The organism is Runella rosea, from assembly GCF_003325355.1.
Lineage (GTDB): Bacteria > Bacteroidota > Bacteroidia > Cytophagales > Spirosomataceae > Runella > Runella rosea.
This window is the reverse complement of record NZ_CP030850.1, coordinates 264297-289317: the sequence shown is the minus strand read 5'-3', so window position 1 is coordinate 289317 and position 25021 is coordinate 264297. Positions and strand designations below refer to the sequence as shown.

At 45.4% G+C, this 25021-nt stretch carries 15 protein-coding genes; 9 read left to right on the top strand and 6 right to left on the bottom strand.

Going from position 1 to position 25021, the window contains the following annotated elements; genetic code table 11:
- The first annotated feature begins 25 nt into the window (after positions 1–25).
- From DR864_RS01365 to DR864_RS01355, 3 genes are all read left to right on the top strand, one after another.
- Positions 26–1591, top strand: coding sequence for a SusD/RagB family nutrient-binding outer membrane lipoprotein (locus DR864_RS01365; protein ID WP_114065256.1), 1566 nt, complete (start codon positions 26–28; stop codon positions 1589–1591).
- Between the two features lie 87 nt (positions 1592–1678).
- A complete protein-coding gene (locus DR864_RS01360; RefSeq protein ID WP_114065255.1) occupies positions 1679–4393 on the top strand; it encodes a bifunctional YncE family protein/alkaline phosphatase family protein in 2715 nt (904 codons plus the stop codon).
- An 83-nt stretch (positions 4394–4476) separates the two neighbouring features.
- A complete protein-coding gene (locus tag DR864_RS01355; protein ID WP_114065254.1) occupies positions 4477–5028 on the top strand; it encodes a phosphonate degradation HD-domain oxygenase in 552 nt (183 codons plus the stop codon).
- A 42-nt stretch (positions 5029–5070) separates the two neighbouring features.
- On the opposite strand, the gene DR864_RS01350 is transcribed toward DR864_RS01355, so the two are convergent.
- The 3 genes from DR864_RS01350 to DR864_RS01340 are packed head-to-tail and all read right to left on the bottom strand — an operon-like array spanning position 5071 to position 12401.
- Entirely contained in the window at positions 5071–8211 is a 3141-nt protein-coding gene (locus DR864_RS01350; protein WP_114065253.1) for a T9SS type A sorting domain-containing protein, read from the bottom strand.
- A gap of 3 nt (positions 8212–8214) precedes the next feature.
- The gene (locus DR864_RS01345) at positions 8215–11418 is read right to left on the bottom strand and encodes a T9SS type A sorting domain-containing protein (RefSeq protein WP_114065252.1); all 3204 of its coding nucleotides are present in this window, start codon (positions 11416–11418) and stop codon (positions 8215–8217) included.
- A 38-nt stretch (positions 11419–11456) separates the two neighbouring features.
- A complete protein-coding gene (locus DR864_RS01340) occupies positions 11457–12401 on the bottom strand; it encodes a 3-oxoacyl-ACP synthase III family protein (protein ID WP_114065251.1) in 945 nt (314 codons plus the stop codon).
- A gap of 242 nt (positions 12402–12643) precedes the next feature.
- Between DR864_RS01340 and DR864_RS01335 the strand changes: the two genes are divergently transcribed.
- The 5 genes from DR864_RS01335 (at position 12644) to DR864_RS01315 (ending at position 19296) form a co-directional block, all read left to right on the top strand.
- Positions 12644–13615: a glycosyltransferase family 2 protein gene (locus tag DR864_RS01335; protein WP_114065250.1), complete on the top strand. Its 972-nt coding sequence runs from the start codon at positions 12644–12646 to the stop codon at positions 13613–13615.
- 74 nt (positions 13616–13689) lie between these two features.
- A complete protein-coding gene (locus tag DR864_RS01330; RefSeq protein WP_114065249.1) occupies positions 13690–15108 on the top strand; it encodes a DUF6056 family protein in 1419 nt (472 codons plus the stop codon).
- A complete protein-coding gene (locus DR864_RS01325; RefSeq protein ID WP_114065248.1) occupies positions 15108–16736 on the top strand; it encodes a hypothetical protein in 1629 nt (542 codons plus the stop codon). Before DR864_RS01330 ends, DR864_RS01325 begins: the two co-directional genes overlap by 1 nt.
- A 49-nt stretch (positions 16737–16785) precedes the next feature.
- The gene (locus DR864_RS01320) at positions 16786–17754 is read left to right on the top strand and encodes a glycosyltransferase family 2 protein (RefSeq protein ID WP_114065247.1); all 969 of its coding nucleotides are present in this window, start codon (positions 16786–16788) and stop codon (positions 17752–17754) included.
- Between the two features lie 90 nt (positions 17755–17844).
- Positions 17845–19296, top strand: a complete 1452-nt coding sequence (locus tag DR864_RS01315; RefSeq protein WP_114065246.1) for an MBOAT family O-acyltransferase — start codon at positions 17845–17847, stop codon at positions 19294–19296.
- Positions 19297–19375: 79 nt separating this feature from the next.
- On the opposite strand, the gene DR864_RS01310 is transcribed toward DR864_RS01315, so the two are convergent.
- A complete protein-coding gene (locus DR864_RS01310) occupies positions 19376–20272 on the bottom strand; it encodes an SDR family oxidoreductase (protein WP_114065245.1) in 897 nt (298 codons plus the stop codon).
- A gap of 96 nt (positions 20273–20368) precedes the next feature.
- Positions 20369–23203, bottom strand: a complete 2835-nt coding sequence (locus DR864_RS01305; protein WP_114065244.1) for a TonB-dependent receptor — start codon at positions 23201–23203, stop codon at positions 20369–20371.
- 204 nt (positions 23204–23407) lie between these two features.
- Between DR864_RS01305 and DR864_RS01300 the strand changes: the two genes are divergently transcribed.
- Positions 23408–24331 (top strand): sugar phosphate isomerase/epimerase family protein, encoded by a 924-nt coding sequence (locus DR864_RS01300; RefSeq protein WP_114065243.1) that lies wholly within the window; start codon positions 23408–23410, stop codon positions 24329–24331.
- Here the strand turns inward: DR864_RS01300 and DR864_RS01295 are convergent.
- Positions 24328–24882, bottom strand: a complete 555-nt coding sequence (locus DR864_RS01295; RefSeq protein ID WP_114070108.1) for a GNAT family N-acetyltransferase — start codon at positions 24880–24882, stop codon at positions 24328–24330. The genes DR864_RS01300 and DR864_RS01295 overlap by 4 nt on opposite strands.
- Between the last annotated feature and the right edge of the window lie 139 nt (positions 24883–25021).

Below are 25021 nucleotides of genomic sequence, written 5' to 3'. Positions count from 1 at the left end.
ATCTTTCGTACAAAACTTTAAGACGATGAAAATCAATAAAATATATTTAATTTTTGCCATTGCCGCTCTGACCATGAGTAGCTGCCAAACCTTCCAAGAGTTGGAAACCAACCCCAACGTTCCTGCAAGCTCACCTGCTAACTTGGTATTCAATGGTATCCTTAATAGTATGACCGAACGTCCTTGGGGCAAAGACACCCGTTGGAATCAGTTTTATACCATCAATTATAACTATTACGGCAACAACGAATACGACTGGACTACGTCGGGCACTTATTTTGACGCGCTTAAAAACGTGGTAAAAATGGAGGAAGAAGCCAAAAAATCGACGGGAAAAGACTTAAATCCGTACGCGGCACTGGGTAAATTTTTTAAGGCTTACTTCTTCGTTTGGATGACGCAACGCCTCGGCGACCTGCCCATGAATGAAGCACTGAAAGGCACCGAAAATACCAGCCCTAAATACAATACGCAAAAGGAAATCTACGTGCAAGCGCTCAAATGGCTCGATGAATCAAACGATGACTTGACCAAGTTGATTGCCGCAGGAGATATTTCATTGCAGGGTGATATTTACTTGAGCAACAATCTTCGGGCTTGGCAAAAAGTAGTCAATACCTTCAAACTGCGCGTGCTGGTTTCGTTGAGCAAAAAAGAAAGCGACGCAGAGCTAAACATCAAAGGTAAATTTGCCGAAGTAATCAACAATCCCGCTAAATACCCAATCATGACGGGAATGGCCGACAATATGGCGTACAAGTACAATGCTACGTACAACAAATACCCCATCAACCCCGACAACTTCGGGTTTGATGCCACACGCCAGCAGATGTCAACGACCAACATAGACCTCCTTAAAGCGACCCAAGACCCGCGTCTGTTCTACATTGCCGAGCCCGCAGAAGCCCAGTTGAAAAAAGGACTCACCCAAACGGACTTCGCCGCTTTTGTGGGTGCAAATCCCGCAGAAAGCTTGGATGATATGTCTACAAAAGCACTGGCTGGACAATATTCGTACATCAACCGTAATCGTTATTACAAAAACTATTCTCCCGAAGCAACCATCCAAATCGGCTACATCGAAATGTGTTTCAACATTGCCGAAGCCGCCAACCGGGGCTGGGTTACGGCAAATGCCGAAGATTGGTACACAAAGGGAATTCAGGCTTCTCAAGGATTCTTTGAGATTAAAAACGGTGAAAACAGTGTCGTATTGGAAACCCGCAACGGAGCTAATGCTTCATTGGCGTCTTATACCATCAAATTTAATTTCACCGACTTTTACGCCCAGCCTTCGGTAAAATACGCTGGCAACAACGCAAAAGGATTGGAACAAATCAACAATCAAAAATACCTCGGCTTTTTTATGAACTCAGGAATGGAAGCATTCTATAACTGGCGTCGTACTGGCTTCCCAACCAATTTTGCCAAGGGCGGGCCAGGCACAGGAAACTCTGGCGTGATTCCGCGCCGTTGGTTATATCCCAACTCAGAGCGTATCTACAACGAAACCAACTATAAAACTGCGGTACAAGCTCAATTCGGCAAAGCTACTGAGAGCATCAATGATGAGCTTTGGCTTTTGAAGTAATTTTTTAATAGGTTAAGAATGCACAATAAAGTGGGAGATCGTCTATCTCCTGCTTTATTTTTTTTGTTTATAAACTGCTACCCAAACATGCGTTTCTTTTTCCCCTTTTCTCTTCTCTTTTCCCCCCTTTTGCTTACCGCTCAACTCCGTACAATCAAAACCCTTCAAGTACCGAGCCGAGCCGAGTATTGCAAAATTGACACCACAGGCGGCTACTCGGTACTGCCCAGCGGGCGGCGCGTCACACCCGTCGGCACTACCCTCCGCATCACCAACGACCCTTTCGGACTAGCTGTCAGTCCTGATGGGAGGCGGGTCGTGGCACTGCACAGCGGCGCTATTTCACTCATCGATGCCGAAAATCCACGTCAGGCCCTTCGCATTCCCGATTACGCCAAAACGTTTGCGGACCCTTTCAAAGGTGCCACATTTTTGGGCGCTGCCTTTGCGACTGACTCCAAACTGGTATATCTGAGCGGCGGCGACAAGGGGAATATTATCATTTTTGACACCGAAAAAAAGGAAAAAATTGACGACATTTCACTCAACCAACCCATTGATAATCAAAATTTTGAAGAAAGTTTTACTTCAGATTTAATCCTAAATTCTGCTAAAAATGAGCTGCTTGTTCTTGACCGGGCGCATTTTAGAATGGTGCGGATTGATTTGGCCACAAAAAAAATCACGGCTTCCATTCCCGTAGGGCGGCAGCCGTTTGGGCTTTCGTTAAGTCCCGACAAAAAATACGCGTTTGTAGCCAATGTTGGATTATATGCGTACCCTTTGGTGCCAGGCGTAACGCCCAAAAACAAAGACACCATGATGCTAAAATTTCCCCCTTACGCAACCGTCACCAAAGAGTCTATCGAAGGAGTAGAAGTCGAAGGACGAAAAATCCCTGGCTTGGGTAGCCCACTCGTGCCCGAAGCCATGAGCGTTTGGATGGTAGACTTAGCCACCAACAAAGTCAAGGGTAAATTTAAAACTGGACATCAGATCGGGGAAATGATTGAGGAAGCCGAAATCGTGGGCGGTGCAAGTCCCAACTCCGTTGCGGTCGGAAAACGCTTTGCCTACGTTTCCAACGCCACAAATGACAACATTTCGATTATCAATTGCCAAACGCGCAAAATCGCGGGACATATCGCGCTGAAAGTGCACCCCAGCATTGACAAGTACCGAGGATTGATGCCATTTGGGATGGCGCTCACCCAAGATGAAAAAACGCTATACGTGGCCCTTTTGGGCTTCAATGCCGTAGCAGTGGTTGATTTGACCACCCGTAGGGTAAAGGGATTGATTCCCACGGGTTGGGGACCGACCAAAGTGAAATTATCGCCCGATGAGAAAAATCTGTATGTGGTCTCTGCCCGGGGATTGGGCGCGGGCCAAAACGGCGGTAGCGGTTTTGTAAAACCAGACCGAGGTACCTACATCGGCGACATTCAGCTCGGAACATTCCAAAAAGTTACGCTCCCGACACCCACCGAATTGAAAAAATGGACACAACAAGCCATCGACAATACTTTTGAGACCGTGTCAGTCACCGACGACGGCAAAAATCCCCTCCCTCCCCTGCCCGGCTCGCGGACAAGTCCCATCAAATACATTGTGTACATTACCAAAGAGAACCGCACATACGACGAAGTCTTGGGACAGCTTTCAAAAGGTGACCCTACGCTCGCTCGATATGGAACAAATGTGACGGTAACGACAAAAACGGACACTTTGCGCCAGGTAGATGTGATGCCCAATCACCTGCGCATTGCCCAACAATTTGCGTATTCTGATAATTTTTACTGCGACTCTGATGCATCCATTCACGGCCACCATTGGATGATGGGCGTCATCCCCAACGAATGGGTCGAAGCCAATTCCAATCACTCTTCTAGCTTCAATGCATTCTCTAAAGCACCCGGACGGCGTTTTCCAAAAGCTACGGGCGGAATTGACCCCGAGGACTACAACGAAATTGGCGGACTATGGGAAGCTCTAGAACGCAAAAAAATCCCATTTTATAATTTTGGCGAAGGAAATGAGTTTGCTGCCGTCGCGGAAGAATGGAACCATTTTGAATACGGCGCACGGCAGCCCGTGGTGTTTCCTTTGCAAAAAGCGGTTTTTGAGCATACCTCGCGCAACTATGCTGGTTTTGACATGAACATTCCTGATTGGCTCCGAATGGACCAGTTTGAGAAAGAATTTACCGCAAAATGGCTGACTCCGCAGAAAGGCAAAAAAGTGGATTTGCCCCGACTGATTGCCCTCCAACTTCCCAATGACCACGGCGCGGGCGTCCGTCCAGAAGCAGGATTTCCGTATCCCCATTCTTTTATGGCCGATAATGACATTTCATTGGGTCGAATCTTACAATTCCTTTCGCATACGCCGTATTGGAAAAATATGCTCGTTGTGATTACTGAAGACGACCCGCAGGGGGGCGTGGACCATATCGATGCGCACCGCTCGGTATTGATGTTCGCCGGACCTTACGTAAAGCGTGGGCACGTATCGCACACCCACGCCAATTTTGGGTCCATTTTGAAAGTAGTTTATAATACATTGGGCGTACCCTACGTCAACCAATACGACGCTACGGCCTCCTTACTACAAGATTTTTTTACTGACAAGCCCGATTTTACGCCGTATCAGATGCTGATTCCTGACAAACGCATTTATGACGTAGACAAAGCAATGGAAATTTACAAAAAAACGTACGACTGGAAAACCGCCAAGCCAGGCCCTAAAATGGATGACCCCGATGAGCAGCGCAGGGAGCATTATCGGCAGCAAAATAACTAAAGCCGCAGTGGGTGTTATTTCACCCACTGCCTCCCAATTTTTGACATAAACAACTACATTTGCTTCCTTAAATAAACACCAAAATGCCTTCATCTATCACCGAAATTCGTCAATTATTTGAATCACAAGGCGATGAACAATACTACGGCGAAGACGTAAGCCAACTCGAACACGCCGCCCAAGGAGCGGAGCTAGCCCGCAAAGGCGGCTTTGACAAAGAAGTACAGGCCGCGGCTTTTTTGCACGACATCGGCCATTTGATGCCCGCCGAAAAGGAAGAAGAACTCATGGAGATGTACGGTCGCAAAGACCATGAAGAAGTGGCCGCCGATTGGCTGCGCGATCAGGGCTTTCCCGAAAAAGTATGCATTCTTGTCGCCAATCACGTCAACGCCAAGCGGTATTTGACCTACAAAAACCCCAAATACTTCGCAGGATTATCCGACGCCAGCCGCAAAACACTGGAATTTCAGGGTGGGCCTATGCAGGCAGACGAAGCCAAAGCCTTTGAGCAAAACCCTTATTTTGAGCTCATTATCCAGATGCGCCGCTGGGACGAAGCCGCCAAAGTGACTGGACTACCTAAGCCTGATTTGGAAAAATACTTAAAATTGTGCGAAGAAGTGTTGGGGTAAGGAGATATTCTCCCCCACATTTTTTCCAAATCTTTTTCTATTTCATCGTATTACAACAAGCTTATGGGTAACTCTTTGGCCTAAGCCTGCGTCTATCGTTACAAAATACATACCCGTAACAATATTTTTCAGGCCTATTTCCACTTGGGTAGCGTTGTTGGGCAAGCGGTGCTCTCCAATCATTTGGCCGATTGAATTGTATATTAACAACCGAGAAGTAGGTTCGAACGGGACTTCTGAAATGACCGTAAAATGGGTTGAGGCAGGATTGGGATAGAGATATGTGTGATAATTAACTAACGGAGGCGCTACCGCCAAAATGGGAGAACGCAAGGCCCAAAGTTGTTTTCCCATAGCTCCTGCGTCCGCGATGCATATAAGGCGCTTACTGTCGTTAACTAAATAACGGGAAGGAAAAGAGCTTTCAGCTGCGGGTTGTAAGTCATCAAGCACGCGGCTGTTTTCGGGAGTACCGTCGGTGGTCCAGGGCTCTACGCCTGCCTGCGTATCATAGCTACCTACAATCAAATAGTTATTAAAAACGGTCCAACCTTCTTCTCCGTTATTTTCAACATCGCGTACGTAGGCCAATTGGGTTGCCAACGAATCGGCGGTATAAAGCATGATGGGAGGATATCCAGTTTTGGAAGCCATAAATGCCTTACGCCCGTTAAATGTTAAGGGCCGTTGGTTTAAAACAAATTCGCCCAGTTTACGCACCTCTGTCGGGCGAATCAACCATGTCTGGGGGATTCTGCCATCCCAAGACAAATAAAGGTCTCGACCATCCTGAAAAAATGAAAACGCCCGAGTATATCGATCATCTTGTGGCAGCAATAGACGCGTTTCTAAAGTTTTAAGGTTTATTCTTCTACAATTCTGCCCTATAATATAGAGTTCCCCTTCGTGTACAATCGCCTTATCAGAATAAGCCAAGGTCGGTAATTCAGTGATAAAGGCCGTACGTGTGTTAAGCGCAAAAAAACGGCCATTATCCAACTGAAAGGCAGCCATATCATCTACCATGAATATCTCCACTATCTGTCGGGCACCACCCGCCATCACTTTCCTCAAAGTGAGTGCATTTTCATTTACAATGGCTGCATCGAATATCCGCGTTGGAGTGGCTGCGGATGTATAGGTAACGATAACGTCCGTTTTGAGCGCCTGTACACTAAACCCACCGAACAATGAACGGCTTACCTCTTTGGTCCCTTCTAAAGTCCCATCGGTAACCATTAGGGCAATGGTAGGTTCGCCGATGCTGAAATCAAAACGAATAAAGCGATTGTAAAATACTTTGTTTGAGGTAGCCGCCCACGTTTGCTGAGATATTACCCCTCCCGCTTCCAGCACCGTTAATTTTCCCTCAAAATCAACAGAATACAACGTAGAACTCACCTTAATCAGCACTTTGTTTGATAATTGTCTGAAATCAATTCCCCAATTGTCATTGCTCCCAACCTTAAAATCAATGACATTTTTGCTGTCGCTATCATAAATAAACGAAACATGAGGATGCAAAAACATTCGACGTTTTTCCCGAATAACCACTTTCATAGGTTCAGTTTGCGGCCCCGCAAAACGTTTTAATTCCCTCGTACCCTCAGACGTTCCATCACTTACCCAAATGGCACTTTCATTTGAACCAACCTGAGTTTGTAGGTATAAAAACGTGCCATCTTGATACGTTGAAAGTACTTTTGATACTGAAAGACTCGGTATATCTATTACTTTGGTGGTTCCACCGATGGTTCCATCGGTTATCCACAGGGACGTTGATGCAGTGGCGGTGGCTTCATCACGCGTCAGAAAAAAAACTTTTTTACCTACCCGTATTATTTCAAAATCATCATTTCCGACGGTTTTGATGTTTTTGACAATGTTAGACTTAAGCGTCGTCAAATCGGTTTTATACAGCTCTGTATCGCCATTGGCGGCCAAACGTCCCGAATGAACCATTGCATCTGCCAGGAGTTCATAATTGGACGGCGCAACAGATACCTCTGCCAATCTCCCATCCTTTAAATTATACCATTTCGGAATATCAACGGCGGTGCTTCCACCCACTAGAAGAAAATTCCCGACCTTTTTGAGCGTTGTAACAACATCAGGAATCACTTTCCAAGCATCGGCCACCTCAGTAGTTCCAGCCTTCTCAAAGTCACGAATGACTAGCGTTCCCTTCTTTGAAATACCGTAGAATTTGGCATCAATCCACAAAAAATTGCTTGCTAAAGCTGGCAGAGCGGTTTTATCAACTGTACGAAAGTTATACCCATCGGTACTTTCTAACAACCGCACCGAGGGGCTATAGAAATTGATGTGTTCTACAATCTGAATCTTATCCTCCTTTACCCGCATTTCTATCACACCGCTAAGGCTAAGGGTCGGATTAGGATTGGCAAATCCCCAGGCGTAGACCACTTCGGCAGTAGCAGGGTTGTTATTTTTAATCCGAACTATATGCCCATCATTGAACGCATTACAGTAATAATACAAATAATCACGCCAGATAAACATTTTCGGTTCTGAGGAAAAACTACCAAAATCCCCCACCCGTATCGTCCCTGTGGTCGTACCATCCGTTTGGAACACCGCCGAGCGTCTTCTGTTATTGAAGTACATTTTGCCGTTATGAGGAAAAAAAGCTGCCCCACTTTCCCCAAACCCAAGCTCGGCGAGTTGGGTACTGCCTGAGGTGGAGGGATTAACCACCCATATCTTTTGGGCCTTATCCGCAATATAAAGTTGACCATTAAGCGGCATCAATTCTGTGATGGCCACACCCCACTGCGCCAGGCGAACAGTGCCGTTGGGCGTTCCGTCACTTTGCCACACGGCACATTGTCCATCAGCTTGTAAAGAAGTAAAATAAAATTTCCCATCCGCCACCACCGTTGGATTTACGGTAAGGTCGTTGGCATAGTAAAGCCCCGAACCCGCGCCCAGCACCACGTCTTTTAAGAGCTGAGTACCCGTTTCGGTTCCGTCGGTCACCCACCATTCATCTCCATGCTGATTTGTATTGGCAATAAAAAATATCTTATTTTCGAGCCGCACGAATTTGCGCGGATTGGAAGAGGCATTGGCCACATGCTTTACCGCAGTCAATTGATTTTGAGCGCATAACGCTCCCCCAACCAACCATAAAAAAGAGAGCAAAAAAAAGCGGTATCTCATGGCTCAGTACTTATTTATTTTTTTAGACGCCCAACGTTCCCCATCGGTCACCCAAACAATGTACGTTCCTGTGGGCAGATGCGAAACATCAATTCCATCCACTTGCTCTGTTGAAGGCAATGACTTTTCCATAATCAACCGTCCATTTATATCAAAGATTTTGAGGTACATAGATGCTCCTTTAGCGTCTGTGATACGAATTGATACAATTTTACTGACCGGGTTCGGAAATACATTTAATGAAAATATCGGTTCCGGCGTTTTTATAGCCAACACAGGAGGGGTTACATTCCAAAGTTGCCGACCTTGGTCACCACTGAATGCCGAACACACTACCATATTCCCCATCACCCTCAAGTCTTTAGGGTTTGAACTCAGTGCCCCCGTTCTTAAATCCGCCCATTGTCTGGTTCTTTCGGGGGTTCCTTCGGTGAGCCAAAGTTCATTGCCTCCAGCTTCATTTTCGGCGGCGAAAATCAACATTCCAGAAAAAGCCTGTTCGGGAACAACCTGATTAGCGGGTAATGATTTCAGTAATGTCGTTTGAGTTGGAGATTCTACGAGAAATATTCCGTTTTGTCGGCCACTACTATTTTGTGTATAGCCCTGAAAACCTTTCTTTTCAATCAGATCCGTGAATTGGGTTGTAACAAAGAAATTTCCTAGTTGTTGGGTTTTAAGGCTGTCTATCTCCCAAGTTTCCGGGGTTGGGTCGGCAAAAGAGACGTACATTTTTGGGGCCTGCATAAACGTGCGCCCATTCTGATAAAACTTTGCTGGCAGCAACCTACTCAATGAATCCTTGGCAGGAAGAACTTTCCATACATTGCTTCCTACCACGTACAACGCTGACCCCGAGGTAACAAACTTGGGGTTTTGCGAGTCGGCGGCATCGCCTTTCAGGAAACGAATGGTTTTCGCAGTAACATCCAAGAGCGCCACATTGAGGCGATTGGGGGCCGTCACAACAGCTAGAGTGTAGGTATTTCCGGTTTTTTGCACGCCCCGTACCGTTGTAAAATCAAACGGCCCCATTTCTTGTGCACGTTGACCGTTAGCATCCACAAAAGTCAGAAAGCTGCTGATTTTTCCGCCAGAAGTTACTTCTGTACGGTGGATAAGAATTCCATCGGAGACTTTAAACATAGCCGTTGCCGAGGGAATTTCTATTAACTCACGCGGGGCTTCAGACGCAGAGGCTCCAGTCATGACGCCCAGCTTTCCAGACGTTTTAAGTCGTAAATAAAAGAAACGTGCCCCGATTCCCAAGGGTACCAACGTGGAGTCAACCGTGAAAAGGGTACGATTTTCAAGCGTGGTAAGCGACAGATTAGCATCTACCGCGGTCACTGACTTTTCATCAAACAACAGCACTTTATTGTCGAGCGCCAACGTCTTTCTATTTCCCGATACAGTATTAATGGTAGAAGAACGCACAAGTCTCAATCCACTAAAATCCACTTTATAAAACGATAGAGATCCAAACCAAAGTAATAGCTGATTATCAATTGAATAAACATAAGGCCGATCTTGTGCATTGGTAATACTTCCCAGCAAATTTGTACCAGCGGCGGTTCCGTCGGTTACCCAGATATATCGATTATTGCTTCGGTCGACGTACGAAAACAACGCCCGCTGCCCATCTGAATACATCAACCCTGAAGCGGCTGCGTTGAGAAGTACGGTCGGTGAGTTATTCAGAATTTTTACGGTCTGCCCAACAGTCAGACCATCGGTTTTGTTAAGCGTAATTCCTGGTCCAGCATCATCGCCAATATAGTATAATTGCGTACCCAGCATAAACTGCGGGATTTCATTATCTTCGACCTGTTGTAGATTCCCTTTCACTTTAAAATTTAGTCCGTTCAAATCCGCCCCATATAGGTTGACATTCCCTTTGGCCGTCGTCCCTCCCGAAATAACCAACGAATTGTTAAATTCGAGGATTTGCGACACAAAAACGTTACGCGGAGTAATTTTTCGGGTGCCCCCATCAAACAGGTAAAGTTGCCCCCGAAAATCGGCTGACTTGACAAAATAAGCCACTGAGTTATTACTCAACTTTTTTGCACGGGCAACATCTAGTCCCGATAAAGTCCAGTTAATGTAGGTCTTTGTGGTGTCTCCCGAGGTCAAATCCATCGCGGTGATGAATGTTTGCGACGCGTAGTAAAGGGTATTCCCCGACACCTCTACACCCGAAATAGAGCCTAAAGGATCCGTTTTTGTCAATACATTGCGAAACGTACGACCGTCAGTGGTATTCTTAACGATAAACTGATTTAAAACGGAGCTACTAGGATTGGGAAACTCGATAAGTTGAAACTCATTGTCAATGATTCGAGAAGTCATTCCGCGAAAACGTTCTTGTAACGACACAGGAAAAAGGTTCACGGGTGGAATCAAGACTTCAGTAGTTGCGGTGGTTCCACGGGTCTTGATTAGCACTTTATCATTTTGGCTATTGTATACATAGACATCCCCTTTATACACGTTATAGAGTGGCTGCCCAAGGCGAATACGTTGTGCAAAAAGGCGCTGATTGCCAGTAGTAGTACCATCAGCACGCCATAGCTCATATTCTCCCAGCTCGTTGTAGGTGAAGTATAATTGATAGTCTAATACGGGGGGGACATTGGTATCTAAGTAATAATCAGGCAGTACAAAAGTGATTGACCCACCAGGATTGCTTACTCGCCTTTTGGTTTTAGCCGTAATATCAAGGTAATACAGCGCGAAGTTTTCAATTACGTAAAACTTATCCTTTTGCGGTGTGGGCCTGAATTGCTCTATGATGCCCTCGTAAGTAAATATCTTTATAGTACCTTCGGTAGTACCGTCCGTTTGCCAAAGCTCTGACTGGTTAAGGGCATTCTTTGTCAGAAAATATAAAATTCCATTGGCAACCACTATACTCCGCTCCACTTCTAGCAAAGACGTATTAAGATTTCTAACCAACGTGGTTGCTAGGCCCGGAGCAATATCCTTCAGTAATTTTGTACCCGTATCGGTTCCGTCAGTCACCCACCACTCGGCACCATATTCTTTTGTATCGGCAATAAATAACAATTTGTCCCCCAATCTATGAAAAGCGCGGGGGTTGGAAGAGGAACCTGTTCGGTGCTGAATGGCTGAAAGTTGTTGTTGAGACTGCGAAGTAAACCAACAACCTAATAAAAGGAGGCTGAAAATAGTGTGTTTAATCATGGCTAAAATAAATTACGCTGCAATCAGCGTAATTTATTTTATTTCTCCAAGAGCATTGCCCCAAAAGAATACCCACCCCCAAAAACGGTAATGACGATTCGTTCTCCTTTTTTGAAGCGCCCCCAATGTTCGGAAAGACCGATGGCGCAACCAGCGCAACCCGTGTTTCCTAAATATTGAATATTAGAGATAAGTTTATCTTCCGAAAGGCCCAACGTATTCATTACGTTCATACTGATACGTAAATTGGCTTGGTGCGGCAACACATAATCCACGTCTTGCACCGTAAGTCCGCACCGCTCCAACACCTGCAAACTTGCCTTGGGCATGTACGTACAAGCATTGATGAACACATCCCGCCCGAAAGGCATGATCACCCCCCGTTCGTTGGGACGAAGCACCACAGCTTCGGTGGCTTTTCCGCTGGTAGCGGCACCGCCCGTGAGCAAGGCGCGGATTTCCAAATCTTCTTCGCTGCTGCGCTCTTTGGTAATCAACAACGCCGCCGCGCCATCACCCCACAAGTGCCCCGAAACGGTGTCGGTTTCGTTGTAATAACCCGTGTTGTGTTCCGACGTAATGACCAGCGCCTTGGTGGCTTTGTTCATGGCAAAATACCCTTCCACTACTTCAATCGCGTTGAGTAAAGACGAGCAAGCCGACGAAATCGTGACGACTGGGATATCAGGAATTTCCAGAAAATGCTGGGCCGCGTGAGCTAATGTTACGATTGTATCGTATGAAGTATAAGTAGCGCCTACAATTAAATCTATTTCACTCGCAGGAATTTCAATTTTATCAAGTAATGCCTTCACCGCTTCTACTCCCATGGTGTGAGAGTTTTCGGCAGAGGCAGCTTTACGACGGAGTTGAATTCCGGTACGCTGTACAATCCATTCGTCCGAGAGGCCGTTCAGCTTGGTAAAATGTTCGTTGTCAACAACTTGCTCGGGCAGGTAGTGACCAACTTGGTGAAGAAACATACTGTGGTTGGTTTAAACCGAAACTTTTAAAGCCGAAAGTTAAACATTTCCTAGAAATCATATCACACTATATTGAAATCTTACAACAAAGTCATCATAATTTACCATTTCACTCAGTACCTTTTTCCCAACTGCGCTGAAAAAGTAGACTTATTTTCTGCCAATAAATAAAATCTATTCACAGAATGACGCTTCGTTCCGGAATGTACCGTATTTTTGCCCAGTACTGAAAATCGAGGTCAATGCTTCCAACCAAGTTATTACTTGTTGTTCCCTGTTACAACGAAGAAGAAATTTTACTGAAAACCCACCGTACTCTTCAAGAATACTATACGCATCTAGAAGCAGAACAACTCATCTCGCCAGAGAGCAAGATATGTTTTGTAAACGATGGCAGTCGCGACCGTACGTGGCAGCTCATCGAAACCATTTGCCAGAATGACTCCAAAAGTATCGGCATTAAATTATCCCGCAATTTTGGCCACCAAAGCGCTATTTTGGCTGGATTGACGCAATATACCAACGATTACGATTGCTTTATTACCATCGACGCCGATTTGCAGGACGACATCGCCGCCATCGGAAAAATGCTCGAACAACACCGCGACGGGGCAATGGTGGTCTACGGAGTCCGCGATGACCGCAGCAATGACAGTTGGTTTAAACGCACCACTGCTGAGTCATTTTATACAATGATGCGCTGGATGGGCGTGCCCGTTGTGTTTAATCACGCCGATTTTAGGTTGATGGACCGCCGTATACTTGAAGAGTTTGCGCATTTCAAGGAAGTAAACTTGTTTTTGAGGGGAATTATTCCGCTGATTGGCTTCCGTTCGGAGAAAGTTTTTTACAAACGATTGGAACGAGAAGCGGGAGAAACCAAGTATCCGCTCAAAAAGATGTTACTTTTTGCCTGGAACGGGGTCACTTCTTTCAGTACGTTTCCCATGCGACTGGTGCTTTATTTTGGTCTTTTCAACTTTTTTATCGCGATGGCGGTCAGTGTCTACATCGGTATTTCGTACTTGTACGGAAGTACGGTGGCGGGTTGGACCTCAATTGTATTGCCCATGACCTTTTTTAGCGGCGCCAACATGATTGCCATTGGGTTGATTGGCGAGTACGTTGGCAAGATTTATGAAGAAGTCAAAGGAAGACCCCGGTACATTATTGAAAAGGTTGTGGAAGTGCCAGAAGTGAGAAGTGAGAAGTGAGAAGAACAAATTGCTTCGGAGGTTTTTTGTAGCCCTTCGGGTTTATTCACAAATGATATTATCAAATTTAACCAATGCTGAAAACATTACAAAAGCCTTTATTTCAGAATCTTTTTAACATCGGATTACTGATTTTGGTGTTAATTCCGTTGTTGGTATTGGCTTGTTACAATCATCCCTCGCCCGTTGATGATTACTGTTATATTGATACGGTTTTTAAATATGGCTATTTTGAGGCCATGAATTTTTACTATACTGGCTGGACGGGGCGCTATTTTGGGATTCTGATGAATCACTCCAATCCGCTCATTCTCAAATGGCCAGGGGGGGTCAAACTGCTTTCTTTTCTCTTAATTTTGGGACTAGCGGGCAGTCTTTTCGCCTTAGTTAAAGAAGTATTCCCCAAATGGACCCGACTTGGCGCGTTGGGTTTGGTGGGTGGATTGGTGTTCTTATTTATTCTTAAAATTGCCAGTATCGCCGAAGCCTTTTATTGGATGGCCGCCTTCGTAACGTATACCGTTCCCAATGCACTTACTATTTATTGGCTCGTAGTAATGATGCGCTGGTATCAATTGCCCAAAGGTGGTCTCAAAAATTTCACCTCCATTTTAGCAGGCTTTTTGGTGTTTGCGGTTATCGGATGCAGCGAAACCAATCTAACCATCATGGTGCTATTGGTGGCAGGATGGTGGGGCTATCAATTGGTTATCAATCGTACTTGGGATTGGTTTGCGGTCTTTTTGGTGGCAGTAGCCGCTTTTTCGTGTTATATTTTCTTTACCTCACCCGGCAACCTCCTCCGAATGAGCGGCAACCCAGAGGGTAGAAATATCCCGTTTTCTGCCATGCAATCCATCAAATTATTGGCCCGACTGAGCATAGAGTGGATGACCCGAACGCCTTTGTTGGTATTTACAATCTTGTGGATTGCCGTATTGCCCAAAATTTTTGTCAATCAGCAAACGATGCGCTATTTTTCGGTCCCTTTATGGGTGGCAGTGTTGGCTTATTTTGGCATTTTGTTCGTCCAGATTTTCCCGTCTTACTACGGTATCGGTATTGAACCAGCCCCCCGCGTTATCAACTCTATTTATCTTTATTTCCTGATTGGCTGGTTTTATTGCCTTGCCGTGTTGGTTCGATATTTTTATCAACAGGATTTTTGGGGGGCAAAAAATTGGTATTTACCCCCTTCCATCAAATTGGTGCTTGCCATACTTATTCTGGTAAGTGCGCTCTTTAGTCAAAACTTTCGCATGGTGTACGGTGATTGGCTACGCGGAAGAGCAGCCGCTTATGATTCAGAGTTGAAACAACGTTACGAATACATCGAAAACACCCCCGGCGACCGTGTGTATGTAGAGCCACTCAAAGCCAGACCCCAGTCGTTGTTTTTGGACGATGCCAACCCCGACCCCAAACACTGGTGGGCTAAGTGCATGGGTGGTTATTTTGGTAAAAAAGAAGTTGTACTTAAAACAAATCCTTGATGCGTCGGATTATTTTTTGGCTTATTGCTTCTTTCCCCATTGGTCTATTTCTTTTGATTATAGCCCGGTATTCACTCAATGTGCCGTGGTTTGACGACTTTGACCCGTTTCCAGATTTTTTACGCGAATGGCAACGAACCACTGATTTTGCTTCCTACATTAAATTACTTTTCAAGCCCAACAACGAGCACCGAATGGTATTCGGAAAACTGGCGGCATTGGGGTATTTTTGGCTATTTGGAACGCTTAATTTTACGTTTTTGCATTGGGCTGGCACTTTTTTTACGCTCGGCACCTTCGCCATTTTTATCAGAGCCATTCGACAAGGCAATATTCCATGGGTTTATTTATTGCCTTTCCCGTTCTTGTTATTTCAGTTGCAGTACCACATGACGTCGCTGTGGGCCATTACGGGTCTGCAACACCAACCAGTTATCTTTTTTGTTTGTTTAACGTCCTATCTCTTGGCTCAAAAACGCTTTGCTTGGGCCCTCCTCGCGGGGCTTTGTGCCAATTTTGCGATGAGCAACGGCATCTTTGTCTGGCCAGCGGGATTTGTCATTTTATTTTTACAAGGAAATTATCGGTGGTTGGGCAGTTGGCTGTTGGTGGGAATCGTGGCAGTCTTTTTGTACTTCAATGGAATGCAAACCCTTAATAATGAATCCAGTTTTGGGTATTTTCTCCAACATCCTCACGAAACTTTCTTCGGTTTTTTTACTTTTATTGGCGGACTTTTCGACTTCTTTCCCGACCGCAGTACGTTCGAACGCTCCGTTTTGCCCACTATTTTTGGCATGATAATGACCAGTTGGCTCGGTATCGTGGTGGTACGGTTGTGGAAGTTACATAAAAAACATGCCCTCGCCCCCAATACGCTGCTGCTTTTTTTGATTGGAGTATCTACGTATTTGCTCGCCAATGCCACCATTATTGCCTTTTTACGGCCTCGTTTTGGGTATTTTGTGATGCTAGTCAGCAATTACAAAATCTATCCTGCGCTATTTATGATGGTCAGCTATGGGTTTTATTTGGGCCTTTTTCCGCTCAAAAGAAAATGGCTAAATGCCGCACTTGGGTTCAGTATTTTGGTCTGGGGACTGAGTTTTTTACATTACTGGCCTACCGTCAGCGAGCGCCGAAAGACTTTGCTCGCTTTTGCCTATAATCAACAACACAACGGGTTTGGACTGGGCCTTACCCCGAATTCACCCGCCGCCCTTTACGTCGACACGTTGATGAAGTATCACGTCAACCATAAGACGTACCACTATCCAACCGATTTGGTCCCCGCTTTAAAGGCAATTCAGGCCGATACAAGCCTGAAAATCAAGCCCGTCATTACAAATCAAGAAGATGGATTGTCTATATTTACCGACGATTTTTCTTACGATTCGGGTTTCGACGCTGCTTTGTACGCCTTTTTGCGTTCCGACAGCCACAATTATTTATTCAAATTGGAACCCAATCTTTACAAAGGGAGAAATTGGTTTCATCGGTACGATAGAGGTAGTTTGGTATTGATTCCCAAAGAGGCCATTGCAGCAGGCAAATATTCGTTAGGTTTTGTTTATGTCAAGCACGGCCAAGCCAAAGCCATGATTTATCAACCCATTGAATGGCCATAGACAACCCCACTAATCACTGTTGAACATCCATTGTTAAAAACATTTTGTTTTGGAAAAACCTCAAATTTCAATTATTGCCCCGTTATATAACGAAACCGAATCATTTCCGCATTTGGTAGCTCGCCTCAGCAAACTGATGGACAGTCTTTCGCTTTCTATCGAGGTTGTATTGGTGGATGATGGCAGCCGCGACAACACCGCGACGCTTATGCGCCAACTTGCGCTGCTTGATAAACGTTACCACTGCGTTTTTTTGTCGCGCAATCACGGGCACCAATTGGCCCTTACGGCGGGATTGGCCGCGGCGAGAGGGACCGAAGCGGTGTTTGTCATTGATGGCGACCTTCAAGACCCACCCGAATTACTGCCCGATTTTTACAAACTGTACCAAGAAGGCTACGATGTGGTGTATGCCGTTCGGCGTAAACGGAAAGAGAATTTCGTAAAACGCACGGGATATTATTTGTTTTATCGCCTGTTGAAATCCATTTCATACGTAGAAATTCCGCTCGACAGCGGGGATTTTTCGCTCATTAGCCGGCGCGTGGTGGATGTAATGAATCAAATGCCCGAAGAGAGCCGTTTTTTACGCGGAATGCGCACTTGGGTAGGATTCAAGCAAACGGGATTTGAATACGAACGCAGCGAGCGAATCGCGGGTGAATCAAAATATTCGTTTAAGCAACTTTTCAATTTGGCCTACAACGGAATTTTTAATTTTAGCGAATTTCCTATAAAATTTATGACCCGGGCAGGCGGCACAGCCATTGGTATTGCCTTGGTTTATTTCATGATTGTACTCGTAAAAAAATTATTCTTTTCTGATATTATCGAAGGGTTTACTGCCCTACTTTTTGTGGTTATTTTATTCAGCGGTGTGCAATTGATTGCCCTTGGTATCATCGGAGAATACGTTTTGCGTATCTTTTTTCAAGCAAAAGGCCGCCCACTGTACATCATCAAAGAAGAGATTGTTGATGGGCGGTTAAAAGAACCGCAAAATCTCAAAACGGAGTAAATTCACGGCGAACCTTCGCAAAACAGATGATGGTATTTCGGTTTTTAATTTTTCTTTTTTCAGTTTTATATTTTTCGGTTTCCAAAGGCCATGCTGTTTAATTCGGTCCAGTTTCTGCTATTTTTCATTGTTATTACACTGGCGTATTTCAGCCTGCGCTGGAATCTACGCTGGTTTTTGCTGTTGTTAGCAAGCTGTTATTTTTACTTGGTGTTCAAACCGATTTACATCCTTATTCTGTTTGCCACCATTGTAATCGACTACTTTGCGGGGATTTGGATTGCCTCAGCGGCTGGCCCACGCCGAAAATGGCTTTTGGTACTGAGTATTGTGACCAACGTGGGGATTCTGGCCGTTTTTAAATACTTTGATTTTTTTGCCGAAACGTTCAATTCTTTCAGTTGGAAAATGGGAATTGCGTGGAGTATGCCCATTCTAAAACACCTAAATCCCGATTTAATTCTGCCCATTGGTTTGTCGTTTCATACGTTTCAGGCCATGAGCTATACGATTGAAGTGTATCGCGGCAATCAAAAAGCGGAAAAACACTTCGGAATCTATGCCCTGTATGTTATGTTTTATCCCCAGTTGGTGGCGGGGCCGATTGAACGTCCGCAAAACGTGCTACATCAATTCCACGAAAACCATCCTTACGATTGGGAAAATGTAAAAGCGGGCCTGACCCGAATGGCCTTTGGATTCTTTAAAAAAGTGGTCATTGCCGACCGGCTCGCCTTGATGCAAGGGCCCGTTTACCTCGATCCCGTCCATCACAACGGACTGACGCTTTTAGTAGCTACGTTTTTTTATACATTCCGAATTTATTGCGACTTTTCGGGGTACTCCGACATCGCCTTGGGGGCTTCCCAAGTGATGGGCTTTAAGCTCATGGAAAACTTCAAGACACCTTATATCTCCAAATCCATCTCAGAGTTTTGGGGACGCTGGCACATTTCCCTTTCTACGTGGTTTCGGGATTACCTCTACATTCCGTTGGGCGGAAATCGGGTCAGTGAAGGGCGCGCTTATTTCAACCGATTCACGGTTTTTCTCGTTAGCGGGCTATGGCACGGGGCTAGTTGGAACTTCATCATTTGGGGCGGATTGCACGGATTTTATCTCGTGTTTGCCTCCCTTAGGGACAAATACTTAAAACGTTGGAACATCACATTGCCCACTGGTGCTTGGTATGGTTATCTACAAACGCTCGTCACCTTTGTTTTGGTGATGCTTACGTGGGTATTTTTTGCGGTAGGCGACAACCCCAAAATGACCATTGGTGAAGAAGTAAGGAGTTCTTTCTTGATTTTAAAGAAGATAGCCACGCTGTCGATTCACTCCCCTATCCAATCGGCACTCAACTCCGTCGAAATGATTTTTTGTGTTGTACTTATTGGTATTTTACTGATTAAAGAGCACTTTGTATTGCACATTCCAACCCGCCGCGATGTCACATTTTGGAGTGTATTCATCACGTTGTCCATCCTGTGTTATTTCTTCGGCGTTTTTGAATCCAATCAGTTTATCTATTTTCAGTTTTAATCACGCAAAGACGCTAAGTCGCAGAGAATAAAACGTCTTTGCGCGACCCGCCGCAGCGGTAATACAAAAATGAAGTGCGTCACAACTGGTTGGCCAAAATTGCGATTCCTTCCGAAAAGCTACGCGGCTCATAGCCCAAAACGCTACGCGCTTTATCTAGCACAAACCCCGTACGGGCGGGGCGTTTGGCGGGTTGCGAAAACGTAGAAGAGTCGGCTTGAGCAATCAATGATTTGTCTAAGCTAAAATAATCAGCAGTCAGGATGGCCATTTCGTAGGGAGTGAGAAAATCTTTTCCTGAAATATTGAAAATGCCTTTCGCTTCTTGGTCGGCAATCAAAAAACAACCCATGGCTAAATCTTCCGCCAACGTAGGTGTGCGCCATTGATCTGTGACCACTTTGATATTTTTCTTCTCTTCGAGTGATTTTTTCACCCACAAAATGATGTTGGAACGTGACATATCGTAGGCAATACCATAAACCAGCACGGTTCTGGCAATGGCCCAACGAATACCCGAATGTTGCACAATCTTTTCGGCGGCATACTTGCTCCAACCGTAAAAACTCAGCGGATTAGCCTCACCTTCCTCCGTATACGGCCCTGCGGCGCCGTCAAAAATAAAGTCGGTAGAAACGTGGCAGAGAAAAATGTCATGGGTACGGCAGGCATCCACAATGTACTGAACCGCGTGTACGTTTTGCGCCCAACAATTGTCTTTCTCCGATTCGCACTGATCCACGTTGGTCATGGCCGCTCCGTGAATAACGACATCAGGCTTGGTCTTTCCGATGATGTCTTCCACTTCTTCCCGCTTGGTAATATCCATGGAGTAATACTCATAACCTTCCGTAAATGGTAAACGGTTGGCGCCCCGAGCAGTGGCAATACATTGAATATGAGGCTGTTTTAAAAGAAGTTCGACCAATTTTTGGCCCAGCAGTCCGTTAGAACCTGTAATAAGAATTTTTTTCATAAACGTAAAAGTAGTAACCACACGGATACAAGCTCACATAGTTAGTAAAAAATTACTATGCGGTATGCATGCTCGGGCGGTTACATTAACAATTAATTATCTAAAATTACGGAGTGTATACGTGAAGGTCAGCATATAATACCGCTGCAATACCCGGGTTTGTAGGTCTTCTATGTAGGTTTCGGTAACGGTACGACTGATGCTGTTGTTTTGTCCCAAGACATCAAAAGTGCTCAATTTCAATTCTCCCGCCTGTTTTTTCAGGAATTTATAGCCGACGGCTGCGTTCCAAAGGGTAAAATTGAGGTTAAAATCCTGCCCCAACCCCGTATAAAACGTATGATTGAGGTTGGTGTTGACAAAAAAACCTGCTTTTGTCAGCCAGTTTAACTTAAAATTGCTGTTTTGATAATAATACGTACCATCCAATGAAGGCTGTAACGAGTTGGTAACGGTGTTGTAATTTCCATTGACCGACACCGTAAAATCAAGCTGCTCGCTGATGTTGCTACTCAGCACCAGCCCTCCGTTGATAGAGTGCGTATTAGAGGTATTTTGGATGTTGTTAATCAACCCAATGGTGCGGGTATAGCCCGTTCCGATGTTGAAGTTTAAGTTGCTTTTGAGCGAAGTCACGGGTAATCCGTACGTGATAAACGAACGAACATTCCAGTTTCCATTTACATTGACTGGCTGCGAAAACTGTGAGCCACGGTTGAGCGGAAACCCACCCACCACCGTATCGCGAGCGGCAATGTACGTAGCCGTACTGATGTTGTTCTGTGTAAATGAACCATTCAAATTAATAAAGAAGCTGCGGGCTGTTTTAGGATTGGTAACGCCGTAGCGGAGCGACGTGTTATGGTTATACTCCTGCTTTAAGTTGGGATTACCCGTTCTTAAAAACAGGGGATTTGAGTTATCCACTACATTTTGTAATTGACTGATGGATGGCGCATTGGTGCCCGTACGGTAATTGAACCGAAAGCTCTTTCCATCTGCGCCTCGGTAATTGATCATTGCCGAAGGCAAGATGTTATTAAACGATCGGTTGATCGAAAATTCCAGCGGATAATTCTGTTTGCCGCTCAATTGCGCATTTTGGTAATTTACTTCCGCCGTTACCATCGTTTTTTTGATGCGCAACCGGTAACTTCCTCCAATTCGATTGGTGATGTAGGTATTGTCAAATTCGTTTGACAACCGCAAATCGGGCGTGCTGTATTCGCTCGTGCTTTGGTTATAATTATAGGTTTTGCGGTCAGAATAGTTTTTGGTGAAAGAAGGGGTATAATTAAGCTGCAACTGTCCGCCCCGACCTATGTTTTCGGTCAATGAAATATTGCTAGAAATCGTGTAGCCATCTGATTTGGAATCGGTACGTTGGTCGGTTATCTGCAATGAATCGGCGGTTTTGCGGGTATAATAATTAACCACGGAATTTAACAACGATTCGCCGCTCCGGTCATTGGCTGAAGTCGTTAATCCCACTGTCAACGTACGCCCTATTTTACCAAAACGGTGCCGCCACAAAATACTGTTTCCGAAATTATATCCATTGTTTTTTGATTCTTTTTCGGTTTGGGTTTGACTAATACGCAGCGCATTAATACTATTCCCCCCCAACAAACTACTATAAGCGGTATTGCCCTGAAAGCTGATTCGGGGCGTAATGATGAGCGAGTTTTTGGAATTGATGGTATATTCCAAGCGGGCGTTTAGGCGGTGATTTTTGTTATTGTTTGACGAAAAATAATCTTCATTGTAAAGCTGCCCTGGCCCTTCGGTCGAGAAGAAAGTTCTTGCCAATTGGCTCAGGTTATTATTACTGGCATCGTTGAAGAAATAACTACCCGAGACTTTCCACTTTTTACCCCAATTGTCGGAGTAATTCAGTCCAATGGCATTTGTTTTATTGATACCTCCTTGCTGCCCCGACAAAAAATTACCTGCCGAATTACCTCCGCCAAAGTTGCCACCGCCGCCATTGTTGCCGCCACCGCCACGATTTCCACCGCCGCCACGATTGCCTCCACCTGGTGCGCCGCCACCGCCTGAGCCTCCCAATACACCTAATAAATCTTCACTCGCAAAATTTTGCTGATTGACATTATTAGACATTCCAATGACAGAAATACGGGTATCTTTCTTGAAATAATTGGTACTGCCTCCCACCATGTAGCGGTCGTCGGTGCCGTAGCCAGCGTATATTTTTCCAAACTGGCCATTGTTACGATCTGAGCGCGTAACAACATTGATGGTTTTTACGGTTTGGCCATCATCAAAACCCGTGAACTGCGACTGGTCGCTAAGGCGGTCAAATACCTGAATTTTGTCAACCACCTCTGCGGGCAAATTTTTCAGGGCCAACGTGGCATCATCGCCAAAAAACTCGCGCCCGTCGACCGTCACTTTCTGCACATTCTCTCCCTGCGCTTTTACCTGTCCGTTTTCGATGGTGATATTGGGCATTTTTTCAATCAAATCCTGCGCGGTGGCGTCGCGGTTTGTTTTGAAAGCACTGGCGTTATAGACGGTTGTATCTCCTTTTTGAGCCACCCGTTCGGCTACTCCTTTGACCACCACATCTTTCAGAAGCTGGGCGTCGGGTTTCAATGAAATAATTCCCAAATCAGGAGCAGTACGTCGCAAATTAATGCGTTGGTCGTAGGCGGTATAGCCCACAAAGCTGATAAATAAGCGGTAGGTGGCCAGCGGCACCGATTTTATGGTAAATGCCCCAGCCGTATCAGCCACGACACCAAACCGAAGGGTAGAATCGGCGGCATTTATGAGCAGAATATTGGCCCCGATCAAGGGGGATTTGTCTCCTTGGTCTGCCACACGGCCCTTCACTTCTACTTGCTGAGCAAGCAGTTGGCTGGTGACTAAAAAAAACAACGAAACGATAGTAAAGCGAATGTATTGCATGGTGTGCTGTGTTGGGTTTGCCCGTTAGACAGATAAAATAGCACAAAGTTTAGCGATGCATTTAGCAAAAGCGATGAAAAGACAAAGAATACCGACGATTTGGGCCGTATTTACCGATTAAGTTCAATTTTATATTCAACAGCCCATCCCATTATTTTATGAATAATTCCTTATATTGAAGCGCTATTTAAACCCTTTTTCTCCATGAACCGTCGCCATTTTTTTCAACAAGCTACCCTCGGAACTGCGGCATTGGCTTCCCCTGAAAGCCCGCTTTTAACTTCCACAAAAGACCTTAATCCGTTCAAGCTCGGCCTTTCGACCTACTCGTATTGGCATTTCAAAACCCCCAAAGTTGCCATCGAAACGGTCATCGACGAAGCTGCTCGCATGGAGATTGAAGGCGTGGATATTTTGCACCGCCAAATGGACAACGAAGACAACGCCTATCTTCAAAAACTCAAACGACACGCGTTTGTCAACGGGGTAGATTTGATTTGTCTTTCCATCCATCAAAGTTTTGTATCGCCCGATGCGGCCGAGCGCCAGAAAAACATCGACCACACACTGCACTGCATCGAGCTGGCCTACAAAATGGGGATTCCGAGCATTCGGCTTAACTCTGGACGCTGGAATACCATCAAATCATTTGACGAACTCATGGCCAAGCGCGGCGTAGAGCCGATTTTGCCCGGTTATACTGAAGATGATGGGTTCAAATGGTGTATTGACAGCATCGAAAAATGCCTGGCCAAAGCCGCCGAATGTGGCGTAATGCTTGCTTTGGAAAATCACTGGGGGCTTACTTCCACCCCCGAAGGCCTGCTGCGTATCCGCAAGGCAATTGATTCGCCATGGCTGGGCGTGCTATTGGATACAGGAAATTTTCTGGAAGACCCTTACACTAAACTCGAAAAAGTAGCACCCGTAGCCAACTTTGTACAAGCCAAAACCTACTACGGCGGCGGTGAGTGGTATACGTTGGATTTGGATTACAAACGCATCGTCAACATCCTACGCCAAGCCAACTACAAAGGGTACATTGCGCTGGAATTTGAAGGGAAAGAAGCCCCAGAAACGGGCGTTCGAAAAAGCGTGGCGATGTTGCGTGAGGCGATGAAAGCTTAACTCCAATCCCATACCACCACGTTCCATACGTCGGTGTAGTCTTCGTAGGTATAAATCGTGCGGAATCCTACGCGTTCATGCGCCCGCTGTGAACGTGTGTTCCGCACGGCTACTTCCGTAACGCAGAGTTCAAAATCAGGAGAAAAGTGCTCTTTGTGGGCGGTATATAAACCATCAAAAATTCCTTGCCCACGGTGCGATTCGGCAACACAAATTTGACCCATAACGTAAAAACGATAGTCGCCGATGCGCTTGCCCTGCCAATCCAGTTCGGCCACAATGTCAAACATCGGCACCAATTCTGGCACCAACTGACCGAACGTGCGCGGCATAACCAAGGCATAACCCGCTAAAGTGTCACCGTCTTTGGCAATGATTTGGGGTAGTGCATCATTCATTTGCTTCAGCACCTCAAATGAATGCTCAACGGTCGTAAACCCCTGATCTTGCTGGTAAGTAGCAGGGGTGTTTTTATATAAATTTTGGCGCTGAAGGGCCATGATTTGGCGGAGATCTTCGTCCGATTGTGCAGTCGTATAAGTGATGGGCATCCTTTTATTTGTAACCCTGAAAGGCTCTGTAATTCGCTCACAAAAGTAATAATAGGCTTTCAACAAGCCAAATAAAGGTTTTATCTTTGCTTGGCACGATTCAAACAAACTATTAACCACAAAAATGCTTACCACAGAG

Coding starts and splice junctions, on each gene's coding strand:
- DR864_RS01340 (WP_114065251.1), bottom strand. CDS start 12,401: ATGTTTCTTCACCAAGTTGGTCACTACCTGCCCGAGCAAGTTGTTGAC.
- DR864_RS01365 (WP_114065256.1), top strand. CDS start 26: ATGAAAATCAATAAAATATATTTAATTTTTGCCATTGCCGCTCTGACC.
- DR864_RS01345 (WP_114065252.1), bottom strand. CDS start 11,418: ATGATTAAACACACTATTTTCAGCCTCCTTTTATTAGGTTGTTGGTTT.
- DR864_RS01300 (WP_114065243.1), top strand. CDS start 23,408: ATGAACCGTCGCCATTTTTTTCAACAAGCTACCCTCGGAACTGCGGCA.
- DR864_RS01330 (WP_114065249.1), top strand. CDS start 13,690: ATGCTGAAAACATTACAAAAGCCTTTATTTCAGAATCTTTTTAACATC.
- DR864_RS01305 (WP_114065244.1), bottom strand. CDS start 23,203: ATGCAATACATTCGCTTTACTATCGTTTCGTTGTTTTTTTTAGTCACC.
- DR864_RS01360 (WP_114065255.1), top strand. CDS start 1,679: ATGCGTTTCTTTTTCCCCTTTTCTCTTCTCTTTTCCCCCCTTTTGCTT.
- DR864_RS01350 (WP_114065253.1), bottom strand. CDS start 8,211: ATGAGATACCGCTTTTTTTTGCTCTCTTTTTTATGGTTGGTTGGGGGA.
- DR864_RS01310 (WP_114065245.1), bottom strand. CDS start 20,272: ATGAAAAAAATTCTTATTACAGGTTCTAACGGACTGCTGGGCCAAAAA.
- DR864_RS01325 (WP_114065248.1), top strand. CDS start 15,108: ATGCGTCGGATTATTTTTTGGCTTATTGCTTCTTTCCCCATTGGTCTA.
- DR864_RS01315 (WP_114065246.1), top strand. CDS start 17,845: ATGCTGTTTAATTCGGTCCAGTTTCTGCTATTTTTCATTGTTATTACA.
- DR864_RS01335 (WP_114065250.1), top strand. CDS start 12,644: ATGCTTCCAACCAAGTTATTACTTGTTGTTCCCTGTTACAACGAAGAA.
- DR864_RS01355 (WP_114065254.1), top strand. CDS start 4,477: ATGCCTTCATCTATCACCGAAATTCGTCAATTATTTGAATCACAAGGC.
- DR864_RS01295 (WP_114070108.1), bottom strand. CDS start 24,882: ATGCCCATCACTTATACGACTGCACAATCGGACGAAGATCTCCGCCAA.